At 66.3% G+C, this 18,985-nt stretch carries 20 protein-coding genes; 9 read left to right on the top strand and 11 right to left on the bottom strand.

Annotation, left to right across the window (positions count from 1 at the left end; translation table 11 throughout):
• Positions 1 to 26: 26 nt before the first annotated feature.
• From GV001_RS15785 to GV001_RS15765, 5 genes are all read right to left on the bottom strand, one after another.
• Positions 27 to 479, bottom strand: coding sequence for a Spy/CpxP family protein refolding chaperone (locus GV001_RS15785; protein ID WP_160081505.1), 453 nt, complete (start codon positions 477 to 479; stop codon positions 27 to 29).
• Between the two features lie 114 nt (positions 480 to 593).
• A complete protein-coding gene (locus GV001_RS15780) occupies positions 594 to 1,271 on the bottom strand; it encodes a response regulator transcription factor (RefSeq protein ID WP_160081503.1) in 678 nt (225 codons plus the stop codon).
• Between the two features lie 8 nt (positions 1,272 to 1,279).
• Positions 1,280 to 1,678 (bottom strand): translation initiation factor 2 (IF-2, GTPase), encoded by a 399-nt coding sequence (locus GV001_RS15775; RefSeq protein ID WP_160081501.1) that lies wholly within the window; start codon positions 1,676 to 1,678, stop codon positions 1,280 to 1,282.
• Positions 1,679 to 1,730: 52 nt separating this feature from the next.
• Positions 1,731 to 2,030 carry a YciI family protein gene (locus GV001_RS15770; protein ID WP_160081499.1) on the bottom strand — a complete coding sequence of 100 codons (300 nt, stop codon included), beginning with the start codon at positions 2,028 to 2,030 and terminating at the stop codon, positions 1,731 to 1,733.
• Position 2,031: 1 nt separating this feature from the next.
• A complete protein-coding gene (locus GV001_RS15765; protein WP_160081497.1) occupies positions 2,032 to 2,622 on the bottom strand; it encodes a septation protein A in 591 nt (196 codons plus the stop codon).
• Between the two features lie 65 nt (positions 2,623 to 2,687).
• Here GV001_RS15765 and GV001_RS15760 point away from each other — a divergent pair, with 65 nt between their 5' ends.
• Both GV001_RS15760 and GV001_RS15755 read left to right on the top strand, forming a co-directional pair.
• Positions 2,688 to 3,557: a PHP domain-containing protein gene (locus tag GV001_RS15760; RefSeq protein WP_160081495.1), complete on the top strand. Its 870-nt coding sequence runs from the start codon at positions 2,688 to 2,690 to the stop codon at positions 3,555 to 3,557.
• Positions 3,558 to 3,570: 13 nt separating this feature from the next.
• Positions 3,571 to 4,200 (top strand): L-threonylcarbamoyladenylate synthase, encoded by a 630-nt coding sequence (locus tag GV001_RS15755; RefSeq protein ID WP_160081493.1) that lies wholly within the window; start codon positions 3,571 to 3,573, stop codon positions 4,198 to 4,200.
• A 47-nt stretch (positions 4,201 to 4,247) separates the two neighbouring features.
• Here GV001_RS15755 and GV001_RS15750 read toward each other — a convergent pair whose 3' ends face one another.
• On the bottom strand, positions 4,248 to 4,604 hold the full coding sequence (locus GV001_RS15750) for a PA2779 family protein (RefSeq protein ID WP_160081491.1): 357 nt from the start codon (positions 4,602 to 4,604) through the stop codon (positions 4,248 to 4,250).
• 318 nt (positions 4,605 to 4,922) lie between these two features.
• Between GV001_RS15750 and GV001_RS15745 the strand changes: the two genes are divergently transcribed.
• The 3 genes from GV001_RS15745 (at position 4,923) to rluB (ending at position 7,735) form a co-directional block, all read left to right on the top strand.
• Complete coding sequence (locus tag GV001_RS15745; protein WP_160495064.1) at positions 4,923 to 5,621, top strand: ScpA family protein; 699 nt, start codon at positions 4,923 to 4,925, stop codon at positions 5,619 to 5,621.
• On the top strand, positions 5,621 to 6,397 hold the full coding sequence (gene scpB, locus GV001_RS15740; protein ID WP_160081487.1) for an SMC-Scp complex subunit ScpB: 777 nt from the start codon (positions 5,621 to 5,623) through the stop codon (positions 6,395 to 6,397). Before GV001_RS15745 ends, scpB begins: the two co-directional genes overlap by 1 nt.
• Before the next feature lie 156 nt (positions 6,398 to 6,553).
• Positions 6,554 to 7,735, top strand: coding sequence for a 23S rRNA pseudouridine(2605) synthase RluB (rluB, locus tag GV001_RS15735; RefSeq protein WP_160081485.1), 1,182 nt, complete (start codon positions 6,554 to 6,556; stop codon positions 7,733 to 7,735).
• Between the two features lie 194 nt (positions 7,736 to 7,929).
• On the opposite strand, the gene GV001_RS15730 is transcribed toward rluB, so the two are convergent.
• From GV001_RS15730 to GV001_RS15710, 5 genes are all read right to left on the bottom strand, one after another.
• Complete coding sequence (locus GV001_RS15730) at positions 7,930 to 8,856, bottom strand: GGDEF domain-containing protein (protein ID WP_160081483.1); 927 nt, start codon at positions 8,854 to 8,856, stop codon at positions 7,930 to 7,932.
• 206 nt (positions 8,857 to 9,062) lie between these two features.
• The gene (locus tag GV001_RS15725; protein ID WP_160081481.1) at positions 9,063 to 9,803 is read right to left on the bottom strand and encodes a YciK family oxidoreductase; all 741 of its coding nucleotides are present in this window, start codon (positions 9,801 to 9,803) and stop codon (positions 9,063 to 9,065) included.
• 46 nt (positions 9,804 to 9,849) lie between these two features.
• Positions 9,850 to 10,521 (bottom strand): N-acetylmuramic acid 6-phosphate phosphatase MupP, encoded by a 672-nt coding sequence (gene mupP / locus GV001_RS15720; protein WP_160081479.1) that lies wholly within the window; start codon positions 10,519 to 10,521, stop codon positions 9,850 to 9,852.
• A 5-nt stretch (positions 10,522 to 10,526) separates the two neighbouring features.
• Positions 10,527 to 11,225 (bottom strand): bifunctional 2-polyprenyl-6-hydroxyphenol methylase/3-demethylubiquinol 3-O-methyltransferase UbiG, encoded by a 699-nt coding sequence (ubiG, locus tag GV001_RS15715; protein ID WP_160081477.1) that lies wholly within the window; start codon positions 11,223 to 11,225, stop codon positions 10,527 to 10,529.
• Positions 11,226 to 11,236: 11 nt separating this feature from the next.
• Entirely contained in the window at positions 11,237 to 12,571 is a 1,335-nt protein-coding gene (locus tag GV001_RS15710) for a TRZ/ATZ family hydrolase (RefSeq protein ID WP_160081475.1), read from the bottom strand.
• A 106-nt stretch (positions 12,572 to 12,677) separates the two neighbouring features.
• Here GV001_RS15710 and mtnA point away from each other — a divergent pair, with 106 nt between their 5' ends.
• The 4 genes from mtnA (at position 12,678) to pheA (ending at position 18,983) form a co-directional block, all read left to right on the top strand.
• On the top strand, positions 12,678 to 13,757 hold the full coding sequence (mtnA, locus tag GV001_RS15705) for an S-methyl-5-thioribose-1-phosphate isomerase (RefSeq protein ID WP_160081473.1): 1,080 nt from the start codon (positions 12,678 to 12,680) through the stop codon (positions 13,755 to 13,757).
• Between the two features lie 234 nt (positions 13,758 to 13,991).
• Positions 13,992 to 16,793, top strand: a complete 2,802-nt coding sequence (gyrA, locus tag GV001_RS15700) for a DNA gyrase subunit A (protein ID WP_160081471.1) — start codon at positions 13,992 to 13,994, stop codon at positions 16,791 to 16,793.
• 7 nt (positions 16,794 to 16,800) lie between these two features.
• A complete protein-coding gene (gene serC / locus GV001_RS15695; protein WP_160081469.1) occupies positions 16,801 to 17,886 on the top strand; it encodes a 3-phosphoserine/phosphohydroxythreonine transaminase in 1,086 nt (361 codons plus the stop codon).
• On the top strand, positions 17,886 to 18,983 hold the full coding sequence (gene pheA / locus GV001_RS15690) for a prephenate dehydratase (protein ID WP_160081467.1): 1,098 nt from the start codon (positions 17,886 to 17,888) through the stop codon (positions 18,981 to 18,983). The genes serC and pheA overlap by 1 nt, the downstream gene beginning before the upstream one ends.
• Positions 18,984 to 18,985: the final 2 nt, after the last annotated feature.

The following is an 18,985-nucleotide window of genomic DNA, read 5'->3' as shown; positions in this document are numbered from 1 at the left end:
TGGCGGGTGGGGTGAGATGGGCCGGGTTATTCGGCCTTGCTGGCCTTCTCGGCCTTCTCGGCCTTCCAGGCCTCGAATTCCTCGCGCTCGGCGCGGCGCTTGTCCATTTCCGCCTTGTGCGCGTCGAAGGTCTTCTGCTGCTCCGGGGTGAGAATGGCGCGGATGGCCTTGTCATGCTCCAGGCGCGCGGTCTCGATTTCCTTCTGCATGGCCTGCTGGTCGGCTGCCGGCAGCTTGTCCAGGTACTTCTGGGTGATGGCGCGCGGGTTGTCCTTGCGCTCGTGCATCAGCTTGCCCATCTGCTCGCGCTGTTCGGCGCTGAGTTCGAGGTCCTTGAACAGCCGCATGCCGTGGCCGCGCTGCTCGCCGTGCATGGACGGGTGGCAGGGGCCTTGCTCGTGCGGGCCGCCTTCGGGCATGGCCAGGGCCACGGCGGGCAGGGTGGCGGCGATCAGCAGGGCGATCAGGGTCTTGCGCATGGTGTGTCTCCTTGTCTGGATGCCGGTGGCTTACCGGATGAGCTCAGTTTAGGGAGGGCAAGGTCAGGCGCGGTCAGCCGAGGGTAAAGGCTGGGTAAAGAGCGCTGGCGCGGATCAGGCGCTGTAGTAGTAGCCGCGGCTGCGCAGGGCGACGATGCGCGGGCGGCCGTCGGCATGGGCGCCGAGCTTCTTGCGCAGGTTGCTGACGTGCATGTCCAGGCTGCGGTCGTACAGGGTCAGTTTGCGGCCGAGGGCCAGCTGGGCCAGGGTCTGCTTGTCCACCGGCTCGCCGGGGTGTTGCAGCAGGGCTTCCAGCACGCGGCTTTCCGAGAGGGTCAGGCTGATTTCCTGCTCGCCGATGCTGGCCACCCCGCGGACCTGGCTGTAGCTCAGGTCGCCCAGTTCCAGGCGCGCATTACCGGTTACCGGCGCGCTGCGGCGTAGCACGGCGCGCAGGCGGGCGGTCAGCTCGCGCGGGTCGCAGGGCTTGGCCAGGTAGTCGTCGGCGCCCAGTTCCAGGCCGAGGATGCGGTCCAGCGGCTCGCCGCGGGCGGAGAGCATCAGCACCGGCAGTTCCGGGTGCTCGCTGCGCAGTTGCTTGAGCAGTTCCAGGCCGCTGCCGTCGGGCAGCATGACGTCGAGGATGACGGCCGCCGGCGTGTGCTGCGCCAGGGCGGCGCGGGCGCTGATGCCGTCATGGCTGGCGCGCACCAGGAAGCCTTCCTGCTGCAGCCAGCTGGCCAGCAGTTCGCAGAGTTCCTGGTCGTCGTCGATCAGCAGCAGTTCGCTCATGGTTGCGCTCAGACCCACTGGCTCTGGCGTTTGTTCCGTCGCCCGCCACTCAGGCGCCCGACGACAAAGGCCAGCAGGGCGGTGCCGGCGCCGACGGCGAACCAGGTCTGCTGTTCGCTGAGCAGTTTTTCCGGCTGCTGGGCCAGGCTTTCCTTGAGTTTCAGCTTGAGCCGCTGGTTTTCCTGGCGCAGGCGGCCGAGCAGGGCGCTTTCACGCTCGGCCGCGGCCGTGGCGCTGCCCTCGTCGACCGTGCTGTCGAGGGGCGGCGGCATTGCGCCCGGCGCAGGGCTGGGTTCTGGCGCCGTCACCGTGTCGGGCGCCGTTGTCGCCGGCAGCAGCTCTTCGGCGGCCAGCCAGGGCGCGAAGGTCAGGGCGATGAGCAGCAATGACAGCGGACCTGTGTGCATGTGGAACTCCAGTTTCCCGTTTCTTGTTATGGTTTTTGTGGCAGGGAGCGGATCAGGGCAGTACCAGCTTGAAGGGTTTCACCAGCACGCTGGCATACACGCCGGCGGCCCGGTAGGGGTCGGCGTCGGCCCAGTTCTGCGCGGCGCCGAGGGATTCGAATTCGGCGACGATCAGGCTGCCGCTGAAGCCGGCCGGGCCTGGGTCGTTGCTGTCCACTGCCGGGTGCGGGCCGGCCAGCACCAGGCGGCCTTCGCTCTTCAGCTGTTCCAGGCGGGCCAGGTGCGCCGGGCGGGCGGCCAGGCGCTGATCGAGGGAGTTGGCTACATCGCTGGCGATAATGGCGTAGAGCATGTCAGTCCTTGCTTTGCTGGGGGGCGTCGTCGTGCATGTGGCGCGCCAGGTAGACCCCCTGGCCGACCAGGAACAGCACGGTCATGCCCAGGCTGCCGAACACTTTGAAGTCGACCCAGATGTCGTGGAAGGTGAAGGCGACGAACAGGTTGGCGCAGCCGCTGAAGATGAAGAAGGCGATCCAGGCCAGGTTCAGGCGCGTCCAGATCGGCTGCGGCAGGTTCACCGCGTGGCCCAGCATGCGCTGGATCAGCAGCTTGTTGCCGATGAAGTGGCTGGCGGCGAAGCCTGCGGCGAACAGCCAGTTGACCACTGGCGCCTTCCACTTGAGGAAGGTTTCGCTGTGGAAGGCCAGGGTCATGCCGCCGAACAGCAGGCAGGCGACCAGGGTCAGCCACTGGCCTTTCTCCAGCTTGCGCTGCACCAGCAGCAGGCTGCCGTAGACCAGCACCGAGCTGGCGATCAGCACCGCGGTGGCGCTGAAGATGCCGCCCAGCTCGACGCTGTGGCCGGCCAGTTCGACGGTGCGTGGATCGAGCTTGTAGACGATGAAGAACAGGATAAGCGGGATGAAATCGATGAATTGTTTCACGGCAGCAGCCAGAAGCGGGATGTGCCGGCATAATAACAAACATCATTCCCAGCGAAAGCGGCCCCATGAAAGTTGATCTGCACTGCCACAGCACCGCGTCGGACGGCGTTCTCGCGCCCGCCGTGGTGGTTGCGCGGGCCCATGAACGGGGCGTGCGGATGCTGGCGCTGACCGACCACGACACCCTAGAGGGCCTCGCCGAGGCGCGTCGGGCCGCTGCCGAGCTGGGCCTGCAGCTGATCAACGGCATCGAACTGTCCTGCACTTGGGGCGGGGCTACTATTCATGTATTGGGCTACGCCTTCGCCGCCGACGCCCCGGCGTTGCAGCAGGCCATCGGCGAACTGCACCAGGGCCGCTGGCTGCGCGCCGAGGAAATTGCCCGGCGCCTGGCCGCCAAGGGCATGCCCGGCGCCCTGGAAGGTGCCCGGGCGGTGCAGCAGGCCCTAGGTGACAGTGGCAACGCACCGGCGCGGCCGCACTTCGCCGAGTTTCTGGTGCGTGCCGGGCATGTGCGCGACCATGCCGAGGCGTTCCGCAAATGGCTGGGCTCGGGCAAGTTGGGCGATGTGAAACAGCATTGGCCGACCTTGGAGCAGACGGTCGGCACCCTGCGCGAGGCGCGCGCCTGGATCAGCCTGGCGCATCCCTGGCAGTACGATTTCACCCGTAGCAAGCGGCGCCGCCTGGTGGCCGACTTCATCGCCGCCGGCGGCCACGCGCTGGAAGTGGTCAATGGCCTGCAGCCGGCCGAGCAGGTTGGCGGCCTGGCCATTCTGGCGCGAGAATTCGGCATGCTGGCCAGTGTCGGCAGCGATTTCCATGCACCGGGCGACTGGTCGGAGCTGGGTATGTACCGTCCGTTACCCGAAGACCTGCCACCCTTGTGGGAGCGTTTCAGTGATGTCCACCGCCCAACTTCTACTGCCCCCTGAACAGGGAGAGGTCATGAGTCAGTTCTTCCAGGTCCACCCGGAAAACCCGCAGGCGCGCCTGATCAAGCAGGCGGTGGGGATCGTCCGCTCGGGCGGGGTAATCGTCTACCCCACCGATTCCTCCTATGCCATCGGCTGCCTGATCGGCAACAAGGGGGCGGTCGAGCGCATCCGTCGCCTGCGCCAGCTGGACGACAAGCACAACTTCACCCTGGTGTGCAGCGACCTGTCGCAGATCGGCCTGTTCGCCAAGGTCGATACCGCCGCCTTCCGCCTGCTCAAGGCGCATACCCCGGGGCCCTATACCTTCATTCTCAGCGCCACCCGCGAGGTGCCGCGCATGTTGCTGCACGAGAAACGCCGCACCATCGGCCTGCGCGTGCCGGCGCATCCCATCGCCCTGGCGCTGGCCGAGCAGCTGGGCGAGCCGCTGATGAGCGTCAGCCTGATCCTGCCTGGCGAGGGGCTGCCGATGAGCGATCCCTACGAGATGCGCCAGGTGCTCGAGCACCATGTCGACCTGATCATCGACGGCGGCTACGGCGGCCTGGAGGCCTCCACCGTGGTCAACCTGGCCGACGGCGAGCCGCAGGTGCTGCGCGTCGGCTGCGGCGATCCGACGCCCTTCGCCAGCGAGGCCTGAGGCGCGCGGCCGCCTGCCTCAGGTCGTCCGAGTGCGATGCCGCCCGTTCACAAGGCTATCGCGACCAGGATGGCGACCAACAGAATGATCACCACATCCATGCCGCTGAGCGCGCCGCCGGCCGGCAGGGCGTCGATGCGCTGGGCCAGGCTGGCCACTTCCTCGGCGGTCAGGGCATCCACCCGGTTTTTCGCCAGGGCTGCCGGCACGTCCATGGCCTGCAGCTGCTCCTGTACCGTGGCGCGATCGAGAAACGCCTGAACCTTGGCACGGTCGGTCTGCATGGCTTGTTCGGCCACCGCGTCTTGCGTGGCGATCATCCCGGCTTCCAGCGGCAAGGCCACCAGGGCGGCCAGGCAGGCGAGCAGCAGGGCGAAGGCGAGGGGGAGTGGGAAGGTCTTCATGGCGGGCTCCCTGGTTGAGGTTCGCCGAGCGAACCGTTCAAGGCGGGTCGAGAGAGCGGCCTGGCTTTTCTCCAGTCGGGTAGAATGCCGCAGCGCTCACTCGTTTTATTTCGACCCGCCAGCCGAGCGGCCGGTTCCGCCGGTCTTGGCCGGCGTGCGCGCCGCCGGTTTTTCACCGATCAAGAGAGTGCCATGCAGACGACCCCGCCCGCCGATCCCGCCAGTCAGTCCGGTGCCCAGCAGGAGCTGCCGTTCGCCCTGGTCTACGGCCAGGCCGTCACCGAGCTGCCGCTGGACCTGTACATCCCGCCGGACGCCCTGGAGGTGTTCCTCGAGGCCTTCGAGGGCCCGCTAGACCTGCTGCTGTACCTGATCCGCAAGCAGAACATCGACATTCTCGACATCCCGGTGGCGGAAATCACCAAGCAGTACATGGGCTACGTCGAGCTGATGAAGTCGGTGCGCCTGGAGCTGGCCGCTGAATACCTGGTGATGGCCGCCATGCTCGCCGAGATCAAGTCGCGCATGCTGCTGCCGCGCTCGGCCGAGGCCGAGGCGGAAGAGGATGACCCGCGCGCCGAGTTGATCCGCCGCCTGCAGGAATACGAGCGCTACAAGGCCGCCGCGGAAAACCTGGACGGCCTGCCGCGGGTCGGCCGCGACCTCAGCGTGCCGCGCCTGGACGCCCCCGAGGCGCGGGCGCGCAAGCTGCTGCCGGAGGTCAGCCTGGAGGAGCTGCTGCTGTCCATGGCCGAAGTGCTGCGTCGCGCCGACATGTTCGAGAGCCACCAGGTGACCCGTGAGGTGCTGTCCACCCGCGAGCGCATGAGCGAGGTGCTGGAGCGCCTCAAGGGCGGCGCCTTCGTGCCGTTCGTCGAGCTGTTCAGCGCCGGCGAAGGGCGTCTCGGCGTGGTGGTAACCTTCATGGCGGTGCTGGAATTGATCAAGGAATCCCTGGTGGAGCTGGTGCAGAATGAAGCCTTTGCGCCGATCCATGTGCGTGCCCGAGCCGAATGATGAACCTCAACGACCCGAAAGAGCTGGCCTCCCTGCTGGAAGCCTTCCTCCTGGCCTCCGGCAAGCCGCAGTCGCTGGAGCGTATCAGCGAGCTGTTCGATGAGGCCGAGCGCCCCGAGCTGGCCACCATCCGCAATGCCCTGAGCCTGCTGGCCAAATCGTGCAAGGGCCGCGCGTTCGAACTCAAGGAGGTGGCCTCCGGCTATCGCCTGCAGGTGCGCGAGCAGTTTGCCCCCTGGGTCGGCCGGCTGTGGGAAGAACGCCCGCAGCGCTACTCGCGCGCCATGCTGGAAACCCTGGCGCTGATCGCCTACCGCCAGCCGATCACCCGGGGCGAGATCGAGGATATCCGCGGCGTGGCGGTCAACAGCCAGATCGTCAAGACCCTGATGGAGCGCGAGTGGATCCGCGTGGTCGGTTACCGCGACGTGCCGGGCAAACCGGCGATGTTCGCCACCACCCGGCTGTTCCTCGACCATTTCAACCTGAAGAACCTCGACGAGCTGCCGACCCTGGCCGCCCTGCGCGAGCTGGAACCCGAACCGGTGCTGGAGCTGGACGACGAGCTGCCGGTGCCGGCCGAGTTGCAGGCGCGCGCCGATGCCGCCGCGGGCGAGGAGGCGGGCGAGCCGCGCGACGAAACCAGCTTCCGCAGCCTGCTGGCCGAGCTGGACTCCATGGAGCAGGGGCTGAAGACCGACTTCGACGACCTGCCAGAACCCGAAGACGAGGCCGAGGCCATGGGTGATCTGCACGGCTCCGACCGGCAGCATTGAACGGTCGCACCGCCCGGGCGGCGCAAATCCCGCCAGGCGGTCTATAGTCTGCCGTGCGCCGCGGCGCCGATCCGCGTATGATGCGCGACCTTTTGCCGCCAGCTCCCCCGGGTTTGGCGGCGCTCTCAGCATTAATTACACCGGGAGGTGCCGAGCATGAGTGAATTCGAAACCGATAGTGAAGTCAGCCGTCCCAGCGGCGAGAAGCTGCAGAAAGTCCTGGCCCGCATGGGGCAAGGCTCGCGCCGCGATATCGAACAGTGGATCAGCCAGGGCCGGGTCAAGGTCAACGGGGTGATCGCCACCCTCGGCGCGCGGGTCGACCTGCATGACGCCATCAGCGTCGACGGCCACCTGCTCAAGCGCGAGGAAATGGCCGAAAGCGTGCGCCGCGTGCTGATCTACAACAAGCCCGATGGCGAGATCTGCACCCGCGACGACCCGGAAGGCCGGCCCACCGTGTTCGACCGCCTGCCGCGGCCGAAAGAGGGGCGCTGGATCAACATCGGCCGCCTCGACATCAACACCACCGGTCTGCTGCTGTTCACCACCGACGGCGAGCTGGCCAACCGCCTGATGCACCCCTCCTACGAGATGGACCGCGAGTACGCGGTGCGCGTGCGCGGCGAAGTCACCGACGAGATGATCGAGCAGCTGAAAGCCGGCGTGATGCTGGAAGACGGCCCGGCCAAGTTCACCGACATCAAGGAAGCGCCGCGCGGCGACGGCTTCAACCACTGGTACCACTGCGTGGTGATGGAAGGGCGCAACCGCGAGGTGCGCCGTCTGTGGGAGTCCCAGGGGCTGGTGGTCAGCCGCCTGAAGCGCGTGCGCTTCGGCCCGGTGTTCATGACTTCCGACCTGCCCATGGGCCGCTGGCGCGAACTGACCCAGCGCGAGATCGACATCCTCAGCGAAGAAGTCGGCCTGCAATCGGTGGCGCTGCCGGCGATGAAAGAGAAGATGCGCGACAAGCTCGACCGCCTGCAGCGCAAATCGGCACGTCCGCTGGGCAAGGGTGAGCGGCCCAAGCGCACCCTGCGTCCGGCACTCGACCTGGCTGGCAGCGAGGCGCCGCGTCCGGCGCGCGCCCCGCGTGACGAGGCCGAGCGCGCTCCGCGTGCGCCGCGCAAGGATGGCGAGCAGCGTACCCCGCGTGGCCCGCGCAAGGACAGCGGCGAGCGTCAGACCGGGCGGGGTTCGGCGGTGGCCGAGCGTCCGGCCGACGTGAACAAGAAGCGCACGCCGCGCCCGGCCAATGAGTCCGGCGAGCGCCCGGCGCGCAAGCCGCGGCCGAGTGGCGATGGCCAGCGCCCAGGCTTCGGCCGCAAGCGCTGAGAACCAGCTTCGGATCTGCTGCGCGTCGGCGATACTGCGTTAAAAGCCGCCTCGGGATGCTTATTTACGGCGTGTAAACTGCGCTCCCTCGGCGGCTTTTGCCTTGTCTCGCCCTAGCTCGCGAAATCCGAAGCTGGTTCTACATCTGGCAAATAGAAAGGGGCTCCGCGGAGCCCCTTTTTGTTGCGAGACCATTAACCGGCCAGGGACAGCCGGTTGCGCCCCTCGCGCTTGGATACATACAGCGCGTTGTCGGCGCGGCGTTGCAGGCTGTCGCCCGACTCGCCGGGCAGCAGGGTGGCGCAACCGATGCTCACGGTCAGGTCGATGGCGTGCCCTTCGACCAGGTATTGCAGGCCCAGCACCGCCATGCGCAGGCGTTCGCCAACCATGGCGGCGGCTTCACGGCTGGTGTTGGACAGCAGCACCATGAACTCCTCGCCGCCGTAGCGGAACACCATGTCGATGTTGCGCAGGCTGTGTTTCAGGGCGCCGGCCACGGCCTTGAGCACTTCGTCTCCGGTGATGTGGCCGTGGCTGTCGTTGATCCGTTTGAAATGGTCGATGTCCAGCATCAGCACCGACAGCGGCTGCAGGCTGCGGCGAGCCAGGTCGATCTCGCGCTGCAGGGCCTGGTTCATGGCGATGCGGTTGCCGGTATCGGTCAGCGGGTCGCGCAGGGCGGTCTGCAGCGCCGCGCGGTAGAGCAGGGCATTGCGCAGCGGGAACAGCAGGCTGGCCAGCAGCGATTCCAGCTGGCCCAGTTCGTCTTCGCTGAAGCGCTGGTTGCGGCGGAACACCAGCTCGCCGAGGTATTCGCCCTCGTGGCTCAGGCGGTAGCCGGCCGAGTGGCTGGCGCGCTCGCCCAGTTCGATGCGCAGGTCGCAGGCGCTCAGTTGGTAGCTCAGTGCATGCAGGGGCACCAGGCGCTGCACTTCGCGGAAGAACAGCTCGAGGATGCGCTCGACTTCCAGCGAGGTCTGCAGTTGCAGGCCCAGTTGCTGGCGCAGCTGGGCCAGGCTGACCGGTTTCAGCGGTTGCTGGTTGCGGCTGGCATAGCCCAGGCGCTGCAGCTTGGCGGCATCGAAATCGATGGTGTTGGACTGATTGTGCGGAACCATGGAGCTCAACCTCTGGCGCTGGGCGCTTGATGCAGGAAGTAGAGCGAATTCCATGCCAACGTAATAAAAGTCTTTTATTTCATTGGTTTAGGTTGTTTTTGCGAGGCCTTGCGGCAAGGGTTTGCCGGTAGTTTGGCGGTGATGGTGGCAATGTGATGCCGTTCACGGAATGCGGCCGCCGGAAAACCGGCGGCCGTTGCGAGTGCTTACTGGGCGTCGAAGGCCTGGCCGTTGACGCCCTGGCTGTCCGGGCCCATCAGGTACAGGTAGACCGGCATGATCGCTTCCGGTTCCGGGTTGTTCGCCGGGTTTTCGCCCGGGTAGGCCAGGGCGCGCATGCTGGTGCGGGTGGCACCGGGGTTGACGCTGTTGGCGCGCACGCTGCTGATGCCGTCGATTTCGTCGGCCAGCACCTGCATCAGGCCCTCGGTGGCAAACTTGGACACCGCATAGGCGCCCCAGTAGGCGCGGCCCTTGCGCCCGACGCTGCTGGAGGTGAATACCACCGAGGCATCATCCGACAGCTTGAGCAGCGGCAGCAGGGTGCTGGTGAGCATGAACATGGCATTCACGTTGATCTGCATGACGCGCATGAAGTTGTCACCGGACAGCTGCTCCAGCGGCGTGCGTGGGCCGACGATGGCGGCGTTGTGCAGCAGGCCGTCGATCTTGCCGAACTCGGTTTCTAGCATGGCGGCCAGTTCGTCGTACTGGTGCGGCAGGGCGGTTTCCAGGTTGAACGGGATCACCGCCGGTTGCGGATGGCCGGCGGCCTCGATCTCGTCGTAGACCTGGCTCAGGTTGGCCTCGGTCTTGCCCAGCAGCAGCACGGTGGCGCCATGGGCGGCGAAGGCCTTGGCGGCGGCGGCGCCGATGCCGCGGCCGGCGCCGGTCACCAGGATCACCCGGCCTTGCAGCAGGTCGGGGCGGGCTTGGTAGTCAAACATGCGGATGTCTCTCTAAAAGTGTGGCGCAGGGCCGTGATTCGGGTGCTCAGCAGCTGCACAGGGCGCGATCGAGCACGCCACGCAGCTCCAGGGGATGGTCTACCACCACGTCGGCGCCCCAGTGGCGGGGGTTGTCGTCCGGGTGGATGTAGCCGTAGGTGACCGCTGCGGTCTTGCAGCCGGCGGCGCGGCCGGCCTCGATGTCGCGTTCGTCGTCGCCGACGAACAGGGCTTCACCGGGCTGCACGCCGATCTTGGCGCAGGCCAGCAGGAGCATTTCCGGGTCGGGCTTGCTGCGGCTGACGTGGTCCGGGCAGACCAGTACGGCCGAGCGTTCGGCCAGGCCCAGCTGCTGCATGATCGGCTCGGCGAAACGCGCCGGCTTGTTGGTCGCCACGCCCCAGATCAGCCTGGCCTGCTCGATATCGGCGAGCAATTCGGGCATGCCGGCGAACGGTTGGCTGAACACGGCGCAGTGCTGCTGGTAGCGCTCGAGGAACTCCAGGCGCAGGGCCTCGAAGCCGTCGGCCGCGCTGTCCATGGCGAAGGTGGTGGCGACCATGGCGCGCGCGCCGCCGGACACCTGGTCGCGGATCAGCTGGTCGTCGATTGCCGCCAGGCCGCGCTCCAGGCGCATGGCCTGGCACACGGCGATGAAGTCCGGGGCGGTGTCCAGCAGGGTTCCGTCCATGTCGAAGAGTACGGCTCGCAAACGCATGCGCCTCACTCCTCGCGCAGGGTCTGGATCATGTAGTTGACGTCTACGTCCGCGGCCAGCTTGTAGTGCTTGGTCAGCGGGTTGTAGGTCAGGCCGATGATGTCCTTGACGGTCAGGCCGGCGGCGCGGCTCCAGGCGCCCAGCTCGGAGGGGCGGATGAACTTCTTGAAATCGTGGGTGCCGCGCGGCAGCAGGCGCATCAGGTATTCGGCGCCGACGATGGCGAACAGGTAGGCCTTGGGATTGCGGTTGATGGTGGAGAAGAACACCTGGCCGCCGGGCTTGACCATGCGAAAGCAGGCGCGGATCACCGAGGACGGGTCCGGTACGTGTTCGAGCATCTCCAGGCAGGTGACCACGTCGAACTGCTCGGGCATCTCCTCGGCCAGGGCTTCGGCGGTGATCTGCCGGTACTCGACGTTGACCCCTGATTCCAGCTGGTGCAGCTGGGCCACGGCCAGCGGCGCCTCGCCCATGTCGATGCCGGTCACCGTGGCGCCGCGTTGCGCCATGGCTTCGCTGAGGATGCCGCCGCCGCAGCCGACGTCGAGCACCTTCTTGCCGGCCAGGCCGACGCGTTCGTCGATCCAGTTGACCCGCAGCGGGTTGATGTCGTGCAGCGGCTTGAACTCGCTCTCGCGGTCCCACCAGCGGTGGGCGAGGGCTTCGAATTTGGCGATTTCGGCGTGGTCGACGTTGCTCATGGGGCTTTCCTTCAAATCGAATGCTGGTCAGCAATGCGGGCGCCCCAGGCGCGGGCATTGGCGATGATGCGCTCTTCATCCAGGCGCGTCAGGCGGCCGTGGTCGAGCAGTTGTTTGCCGCCGACCCACAGGTGGCGCACGCAGCTGCGGCCGCCGGCGTAGATCAGCTGGGAGACCGGGTCGTAGACCGGCTGCTGGGCCAGGCCGGCGAGGTCGAAGGCGACCAGGTCGGCCTGCTTGCCCAGTTCCAGCGAGCCGGTCTGCTCGTCCAGGCCGAGGGCGCGGGCGCCGTTGAGGGTGGCCATGCGCAGGGCACTGTGGGCGTTCAGGGCGGTGGCGCTGCCGGCCACGGCCTTGGCCAGCAGGGCCGCGGTGCGGGTCTCGCCGAGCAGATCGAGGTTGTTGTTGCTGGCCGCGCCGTCGGTGCCGATGGCCACATTGACGCCGGCCTGCCAGAGCTTTTCCACCGGGCAGAAGCCGCAGGCCAGCTTGAGGTTGGACTCCGGGCAATGGATCACGCTGCTGTTGCTTTCCACCAGCAGGGCGATGTCGTCGTCGCTGATCTGGGTCATGTGCACGGCCTGGAAGCGCGGGCCGAGCAGGCCCAGATTGGCCAGCCGCTGCAGCGGGCGCACGCCGTGCAGCTCCAGGCTCTGCTGCACCTCGAAGGCGGTCTCGTGCACGTGCATGTGGATACCGGCGTCCAGCTCCTCGGCCAGCATGCGCACGTTTTCCAGCTTGTCGTCGCTGACCGAGTAGGGCGCGTGCGGGCCGAAGGCGATCTTGATCCGCGGGTGCAGCTTGAGTTCGTCGAACAGCTTGAGGCCCTTGCGCAGCGCCTCGTCGGCGTCGCGAGCGCCGGGCGTGGGGAAGTCCAGCACGGGAATGGTCATCTGCGCGCGGATGCCGCTCTTGTGCACCAGTTCGCTGGCCACTTCCGGGAAGAAATACATGTCGGAGAAGCAGCTGATGCCGCCCTTGAGCTGCTCGGCGATAGCCAGCTCGGTGCCGTCGCGCACGAAGCTCTCGTCGACCCATTTGGCCTCTGCCGGCCAGATATGGTCCTGCAGCCAGCTCATCAGCGGCAGGTCGTCGGCCAGGCCGCGGAACAGGGTCATCGCCGCATGGCCGTGGGCGTTGATCAGGCCGGGGCTGAGCAGTTGGTCCGGCAGCTCGCGCACTTCCTTGGCCGGGTGCTTGAGCGCCTCGGCGCGCGGTGCGATCAGGGCGATGCGGCCGTCGCGAATGCCCAGCCCGTGTTCGCGCAGCACCACCCCGGCAGGCTCGACCGGCACCAGCCAGGTGGGCAGGAGCAGCAGGTCGAGCGGTGCGCGCTGGTCGGGCATGGCGAGATATCCGAGGTAAATAAAAAGTGGCAGCAGTATAACTGAGCCATAGTGGCGGCCGCTCGCTATAATCCGCGGCTTTTCGTTTCGGCAAGTGGGGTGGGCCATGCGCGAGCAATTGCTGGCGGCGGAGAAGGTAAAGGCCATTGAATGGCGAGATGGCAGGCTGCATTTGCTCGATCAGCGCCTGCTGCCGCGCGAGGAGGTCTGGCTGGCTTACGACACGGCTGCCGGGGTGGCCGAGGCCATTCGCCAGATGGTAGTGCGCGGTGCGCCGGCCATCGGCATCGCGGCGGCCTACGGCCTGGTGCTGGGCGCCCGCGAACGCCTGGCCGAGGGCGATGCCTACTGGCAGGTGGCGCTGGAAGACGACTTCACCGTGCTGGCCGAGTCGCGGCCGACCGCGGTCAACCTGTTCTGGGCCCTGGAGCGCATGCGCGAGCGCCTGCAGCGGCTGAAGCCGGGCGAGGCGCCCCTGGCGGCGCTGGAGGCCGAGGCCGTCGGTATCCATGACAGCGACCGCGAAGCCAACCTGACCATGGCCCAGTACGGCATGGAGTACATCCGCAAGCACCAGGGCAGCCCGCAGAACATCCTCACCCATTGCAATACCGGGGCCCTGGCCACCGGCGGCTTCGGCACGGCGCTGGGGGTGATCCGTGCGGCGTACCTGGATGGCCTGATCGAGCGGGTGTATGCCGACGAGACCCGGCCCTGGCTGCAGGGTTCGCGCCTGACCGCCTGGGAGCTGGCGGGCGAGGGTGTGCCGGTCACTCTGAACGTGGATTCGGCGGCGGCGCACCTGATGAAGGATCGCGGCATCACCTGGGTCATAGTCGGCGCCGACCGCATCACTGCCAATGGCGATGTGGCCAACAAGATCGGCACCTACCAGCTGGCCGTCTGCGCCATGCACCACGGCGTGCGCTTCATGGTGGTGGCGCCCAGTTCGACCATCGACATGGGGCTGGAAGACGGCGACGACATTCCCATCGAGGAGCGCGACGGGCGTGAACTGCTGGATGTCGGCGGGCAGCGGATTGCCGCCGATGTGGAGGCCTACAATCCGGTGTTCGATGTCACTCCGGCTGACCTGATCGATGTGATCGTCACCGAGAAAGGCATAGTCGAGCGCCCGGATGCGGCGAAAATGGCGCAATTGATGTGTCGCAAGCGCCTGCACTGAGTCGTGCCGGGGCGTTGGCCGGCCTGCCCGGTGGGGTAGGTCTGCCGCGGCGATTGTGGTAACCTCCGGCAGTTTTCCGGACGCCCTGCGCAAGGTCGTTCATTAGCGCGAATTGTTGGCTTAACTCGTTGATTTGTCGTGAGTCGCTGCTGGGCAAGAGCGACAACGGCGGACTCCGGTCACGCCCGGGAAGGGTGCGACGGGGTTTCACCAGAAAAAGGAACCAGGCTTCTCATGGGCGAACTGGCCAAAGAAATCCTCCCGGTCAATATCGAAGACGAGCTGAAACAGTCCTATCTCGACTACGCGATGAGCGTGATCGTCGGCCGCGCCCTGCCGGATGCGCGTGACGGCTTGAAGCCCGTGCACCGTCGCGTGCTGTTCGCCATGAGCGAGCTGGGTAACGACTGGAACAAGGCGTACAAGAAATCTGCCCGTGTGGTCGGTGACGTCATCGGTAAGTACCACCCGCACGGCGATACGGCGGTGTACGACACCATCGTGCGCATGGCCCAGCCGTTCTCGCTGCGCTACATGCTGGTCGACGGCCAGGGCAACTTCGGTTCGGTGGACGGCGACAACGCCGCGGCCATGCGATACACCGAAGTGCGCATGGCCAAGCTGGCCCATGAGCTGCTGGCCGACCTGGACAAGGAAACCGTCGACTGGGTGCCCAACTACGACGGCACCGAGCAGATCCCGGCGGTCATGCCGACCAAGATCCCCAACCTGCTGGTCAACGGTTCCAGCGGTATCGCCGTGGGCATGGCGACCAACATCCCGCCGCACAACCTCTCCGAAGTGATCGACGGTTGTCTGGCACTGATGGACAACGGCGAGCTGACCGTTGACGAGCTGATGCAGTACATCCCCGGTCCGGACTTCCCGACCGCGGGCATCATCAACGGTCGCGCCGGCATCATCGAGGCCTACCGTACCGGTCGCGGGCGCATCTATATGCGTGCCCGTGCCGAGATCGAGGACATCGACAAGGTCGGTGGCCGCCAGCAGATCGTCGTCACCGAGCTGCCGTACCAGCTGAACAAGGCGCGCTTGATCGAGAAGATCGCCGAGCTGGTCAAGGAGAAGAAGCTCGAGGGCATCACCGAGCTGCGCGACGAGTCCGACAAGGACGGCATGCGCGTGGTCATCGAGCTGCGTCGTGGTGAAGTGCCGGAGGTGATCCTCAACAACCTCTACGCCCAGACCCAGATGCAGAGCGTCTTTGGTATCAACGTGGTGGCCCTGGTCGATGGCCAGCCGCGCACGCTGAACCTCAAGGACATGCTCGAAGTGTTCATCCGTCACCGCCGCGAAGTGGTGACCCGGCGCACCGTCTACGAACTGCGCAAGGCGCGCGAGCGTGGCCACATCCTCGAAGGCCAGGCGGTTGCCCTGTCCAACATCGACCCGGTGATCGAGCTGATCAAGACCTCGCCGACCCCGGCCGACGCCAAGGAACGCCTGATCGCCGCCGCCTGGGAATCCAGTGCCGTGGAGGCCATGGTCGAGCGCGCCGGTGCCGACTCCTGCCGTCCGGACGATCTGGATCCGCAGTACGGCCTGCGCGAAGGCAAGTACTACCTGTCGCCCGAGCAGGCCCAGGCCATCCTCGAGCTGCGCCTGCATCGCCTGACCGGCCTGGAGCACGAAAAGCTGCTGGCCGAATACCAGGAGATCCTCACCCAGATCGGCGAGCTGATCCGCATCCTGACCAGCGCCACGCGCCTGATGGAAGTGATCCGCGAGGAGCTGGAGAAGGTCAAGGCCGAGTTCGGCGACGCCCGTCGTACCGAGATCATGGCCTCGCAGACCGACCTGACCATCGCCGACCTGATCACCGAAGAAGAGCGCGTGGTAACCATCTCCCACGGCGGCTACGCCAAGTCCCAGCCGCTGGCCGCCTACCAGGCCCAGCGTCGCGGCGGCAAAGGCAAGTCGGCCACCGGGGTGAAGGACGAGGACTACATCGAGCACCTGCTGGTCGCCAACAGCCACGCCACCCTGCTGCTGTTCTCCAGCAAGGGCAAGGTCTACTGGCTGCGCACCTTCGAGATTCCGGAAGCCTCGCGTACCGCGCGTGGCCGTCCGCTGGTCAACCTGCTGCCGCTGGACGAGGGCGAGCGCATCACCGCGATGCTCCAGGTCGACCTGGAAGCCGTACGCCAGCAAGCGCCGGAAGGTGAAGATGGCGATGACGTGATCGAAGGCGTGCTGGTCGAGCAGGAAGAAGTCATCGAGGAAGTCGGCGACGACGAAGACGCCGATGACGACAGCGCTGACGAGCCGACCGGTACCTACGTATTCATGGCGACCGCCAACGGTACCGTGAAGAAGACTCCGCTGGTGCAGTTCAGCAAGCCGCGCAGCTCCGGCCTGATCGCCCTGCGTCTGGAAGAGGGCGACACCCTGATCGCCGCTGCTGTGACCGACGGCGCCCGTGAAGTGATGATGTTCTCCGATGGCGGCAAGGTCATCCGTTTCAAGGAAAGCAAGGTGCGCACCATGGGCCGTACCGCCCGCGGCGTGCGCGGCATGCGCCTGCCGGAAGGCCAGCGCATCATCTCCATGCTGATTCCGGAGGCCGGCGCGCAGATTCTCACCGCCTCCGCCCGTGGTTATGGCAAGCGCACCGAGATGGCCGAGTTCCCGCGTCGCGGTCGTGGTGGCCAGGGCGTGATCGCCATGGTGATCAACGAGCGCAACGGCAACCTGATCGGTGCCATCCAGGTGCAGAACGGCGAGGAGATCATGATGATTTCCGACCAGGGCACCCTGGTGCGTACCCGCGTCGACGAGCTGCGCTGCCTGGGTCGCAACACTCAGGGCGTGATCCTGATCAAGCTGGCCGCCGACGAGACCCTGGTCGGCCTGGAACGCGTGCAGGAGCCGTCCGGCGGGGATGACGACGAGAACGAAGGCGGGGAGCTGGGCGGCGAAGTGGGTGCCGAAGGCGCCGATGCCGAACAGGATGATGTGGAAGCGGCCGACCAGGGCGATGGCGCCTCGGTTGATGCCTCAAGCGACGAAGAGTGAGATTGACGTGAGCAAGCGAGCCCATAACTTCTGCGCCGGTCCGGCGGCGCTTCCCACCGCGGTACTCGAACGTGCCCAGGCCGAGATGCTCGACTGGCAGGGCAAGGGCCTTTCCGTGATGGAAATGAGCCACCGCAGCGACGAATACGTGGCCATCGCCGAGAAGGCCGAGCAGGACCTGCGCGACCTGCTGATCATCCCGTCGGACTACAAGGTGCTGTTCCTGCAGGGCGGTGCCAGCCAGCAGTTCGCCGAGATCGCCCTCAACCTGCTGCCGGAAGATGGCGTCGCCGACTACATCGACACCGGCATCTGGTCGAAGAAGAGCATCGAGGAAGCCAGCCGCTACGGTAACGTCAATGTCGCTGCCAGCGCCAAGGCCTACGACTACTTTGCCATTCCCGGGCAGAACGAGTGGCAGCTGTCGAAAGACGCCGCCTACCTGCACTACGCCAGCAACGAGACCATCGGTGGCCTGCAGTTCGACTGGGTCCCGGAAGTGGGCGACACCCCGCTGGTGGTGGACATGTCCTCGGACATCCTCTCCCGCGAGATCGACGTCTCCAAGTTCGGCCTGATCTATGCCGGCGCGCAGAAGAACATCGGCCCCAGCGGCCTGGTGGTGACCATCGTCCGCGAGGATCTGCTGGGTCGCGCCCGCAGCATCTGCCCGACCATGCTCAACTACAAGGTCGCGGCCGATAACGGCTCGATGTACAACACCCCGGCGACCTATTCCTGGTATCTCTCCGGCCTGGTCTTCGAGTGGCTCAAGGAGCAGGGCGGCGTGGCCGCCATGGAGCAGCGCAACAAGGCGAAGAAGGACCTGCTGTACAAGGCCATCGACGCCAGCGACTTCTACAGCAACCCGATTGCCAGGAACGCCCGCTCCTGGATGAACGTGCCGTTCCGCCTGGCCGACGAGAAGCTGGACAAGGCCTTCCTGGCCGGCGCCGAGGCGCGCGACCTGCTCAACCTCAAGGGCCATCGTTCGGTGGGCGGCATGCGTGCCTCCCTCTATAACGCCACCGGCCTGGATGCGGTGGAGGCCCTGGTGGCCTACATGGCGGAGTTCGAGAAGGAGCGCGGCTGATGAGTGACGTCGATCAGCTCAAGGCGCTGCGCGTTCGCATCGACAGCCTGGACGAGAAGATCCTCGAGCTGATCAGCGATCGCGCGCGCTGCGCCCAGGAAGTGGCGCGGGTGAAGATGGCCACCCTGGCGGAAGGCGAGAAACCGGTGTTCTATCGCCCCGAGCGTGAGGCCTGGGTGCTCAAGCACATCATGGAACTGAACAAGGGCCCGCTGGACAACGAGGAAGTGGCGCGGCTGTTCCGCGAGATCATGTCTTCCTGCCTGGCCCTCGAGCAGCCGCTGAAAATTGCCTACCTCGGTCCGGAAGGCACCTTCTCCCAGGCTGCGACGCTCAAGCACTTCGGCCATGCGGTGATCAGCCAGCCGATGGCGGCGATCGACGAGGTATTTCGCGAAGTGGCCGCCGGTGCGGTCAATTTCGGCGTGGTGCCGGTGGAGAACTCCACCGAGGGTGCGGTCAACCATACCCTCGACAGCTTCCTCGAGCACGACATGGTGATCTGCGGCGAGGTGGAGCTGCGCATCCACCATCACCTGCTGGTCGGTGACACCACCAAGACCGACAAGATCACCCGCATCTATTCCCATGCCCAGTCCCTGGCCCAGTGCCGCAAGTGGCTGGATGCGCACTACCCGAATGTCGAGCGCGTGGCGGTTTCCAGCAACGCCGAGGCGGCCAAGCGGGTGAAGAGCGAGTGGAACTCGGCGGCCATCGCCGGCGACATGGCGGCGAGCCTCTATGGCCTGAGCAAGCTGTTCGAGAAGATCGAGGATCGTCCGGACAACTCCACGCGCTTCCTCATCATCGGTAATCAGGAAGTGCCGCCGACCGGCGACGACAAGACCTCGATCATCGTGTCGATGAGCAACAAGCCGGGTGCGCTGCACGAGCTGCTGGTGCCGTTCCACACCAATGGCATCGACCTGACCCGCATCGAGACCCGCCCGTCGCGCAGCGGCAAGTGGACCTACGTGTTCTTCATCGATTTCGTCGGCCATCACCAGGACCCGCTGATCAAGGACGTGCTGGAAAAGATCAATCAGGAAGCCGTAGCCCTCAAGGTGCTGGGTTCCTACCCGAAAGCGGTCCTCTAAGG

The sequence above is a fragment of the Pseudomonas sp. 8AS genome (assembly GCF_902506505.1).
GTDB lineage: Bacteria > Pseudomonadota > Gammaproteobacteria > Pseudomonadales > Pseudomonadaceae > Aquipseudomonas.
The sequence above is the reverse complement of the archived record's forward strand: the minus strand, read 5'-3'. Positions and strand labels throughout refer to the sequence as shown.

What these genes read in the sequence shown, in the direction of transcription:
- gyrA (WP_160081471.1), top strand. Translation starts at nt 13,992, where the DNA reads ATGGGCGAACTGGCCAAAGAAATCCTCCCGGTCAATATCGAAGACGAG.
- GV001_RS15770 (WP_160081499.1), bottom strand. Translation starts at nt 2,030, where the DNA reads ATGCTCTACGCCATTATCGCCAGCGATGTAGCCAACTCCCTCGATCAG.
- rluB (WP_160081485.1), top strand. Translation starts at nt 6,554, where the DNA reads ATGAGTGAATTCGAAACCGATAGTGAAGTCAGCCGTCCCAGCGGCGAG.
- GV001_RS15750 (WP_160081491.1), bottom strand. Translation starts at nt 4,604, where the DNA reads ATGAAGACCTTCCCACTCCCCCTCGCCTTCGCCCTGCTGCTCGCCTGC.
- GV001_RS15755 (WP_160081493.1), top strand. Translation starts at nt 3,571, where the DNA reads ATGAGTCAGTTCTTCCAGGTCCACCCGGAAAACCCGCAGGCGCGCCTG.
- GV001_RS15785 (WP_160081505.1), bottom strand. Translation starts at nt 479, where the DNA reads ATGCGCAAGACCCTGATCGCCCTGCTGATCGCCGCCACCCTGCCCGCC.
- scpB (WP_160081487.1), top strand. Translation starts at nt 5,621, where the DNA reads ATGAACCTCAACGACCCGAAAGAGCTGGCCTCCCTGCTGGAAGCCTTC.
- GV001_RS15760 (WP_160081495.1), top strand. Translation starts at nt 2,688, where the DNA reads ATGAAAGTTGATCTGCACTGCCACAGCACCGCGTCGGACGGCGTTCTC.
- GV001_RS15725 (WP_160081481.1), bottom strand. Translation starts at nt 9,803, where the DNA reads ATGTTTGACTACCAAGCCCGCCCCGACCTGCTGCAAGGCCGGGTGATC.
- GV001_RS15775 (WP_160081501.1), bottom strand. Translation starts at nt 1,678, where the DNA reads ATGCACACAGGTCCGCTGTCATTGCTGCTCATCGCCCTGACCTTCGCG.
- ubiG (WP_160081477.1), bottom strand. Translation starts at nt 11,225, where the DNA reads ATGAGCAACGTCGACCACGCCGAAATCGCCAAATTCGAAGCCCTCGCC.
- pheA (WP_160081467.1), top strand. Translation starts at nt 17,886, where the DNA reads ATGAGTGACGTCGATCAGCTCAAGGCGCTGCGCGTTCGCATCGACAGC.
- GV001_RS15780 (WP_160081503.1), bottom strand. Translation starts at nt 1,271, where the DNA reads ATGAGCGAACTGCTGCTGATCGACGACGACCAGGAACTCTGCGAACTG.
- GV001_RS15710 (WP_160081475.1), bottom strand. Translation starts at nt 12,571, where the DNA reads ATGCCCGACCAGCGCGCACCGCTCGACCTGCTGCTCCTGCCCACCTGG.
- mtnA (WP_160081473.1), top strand. Translation starts at nt 12,678, where the DNA reads ATGCGCGAGCAATTGCTGGCGGCGGAGAAGGTAAAGGCCATTGAATGG.
- GV001_RS15730 (WP_160081483.1), bottom strand. Translation starts at nt 8,856, where the DNA reads ATGGTTCCGCACAATCAGTCCAACACCATCGATTTCGATGCCGCCAAG.
- mupP (WP_160081479.1), bottom strand. Translation starts at nt 10,521, where the DNA reads ATGCGTTTGCGAGCCGTACTCTTCGACATGGACGGAACCCTGCTGGAC.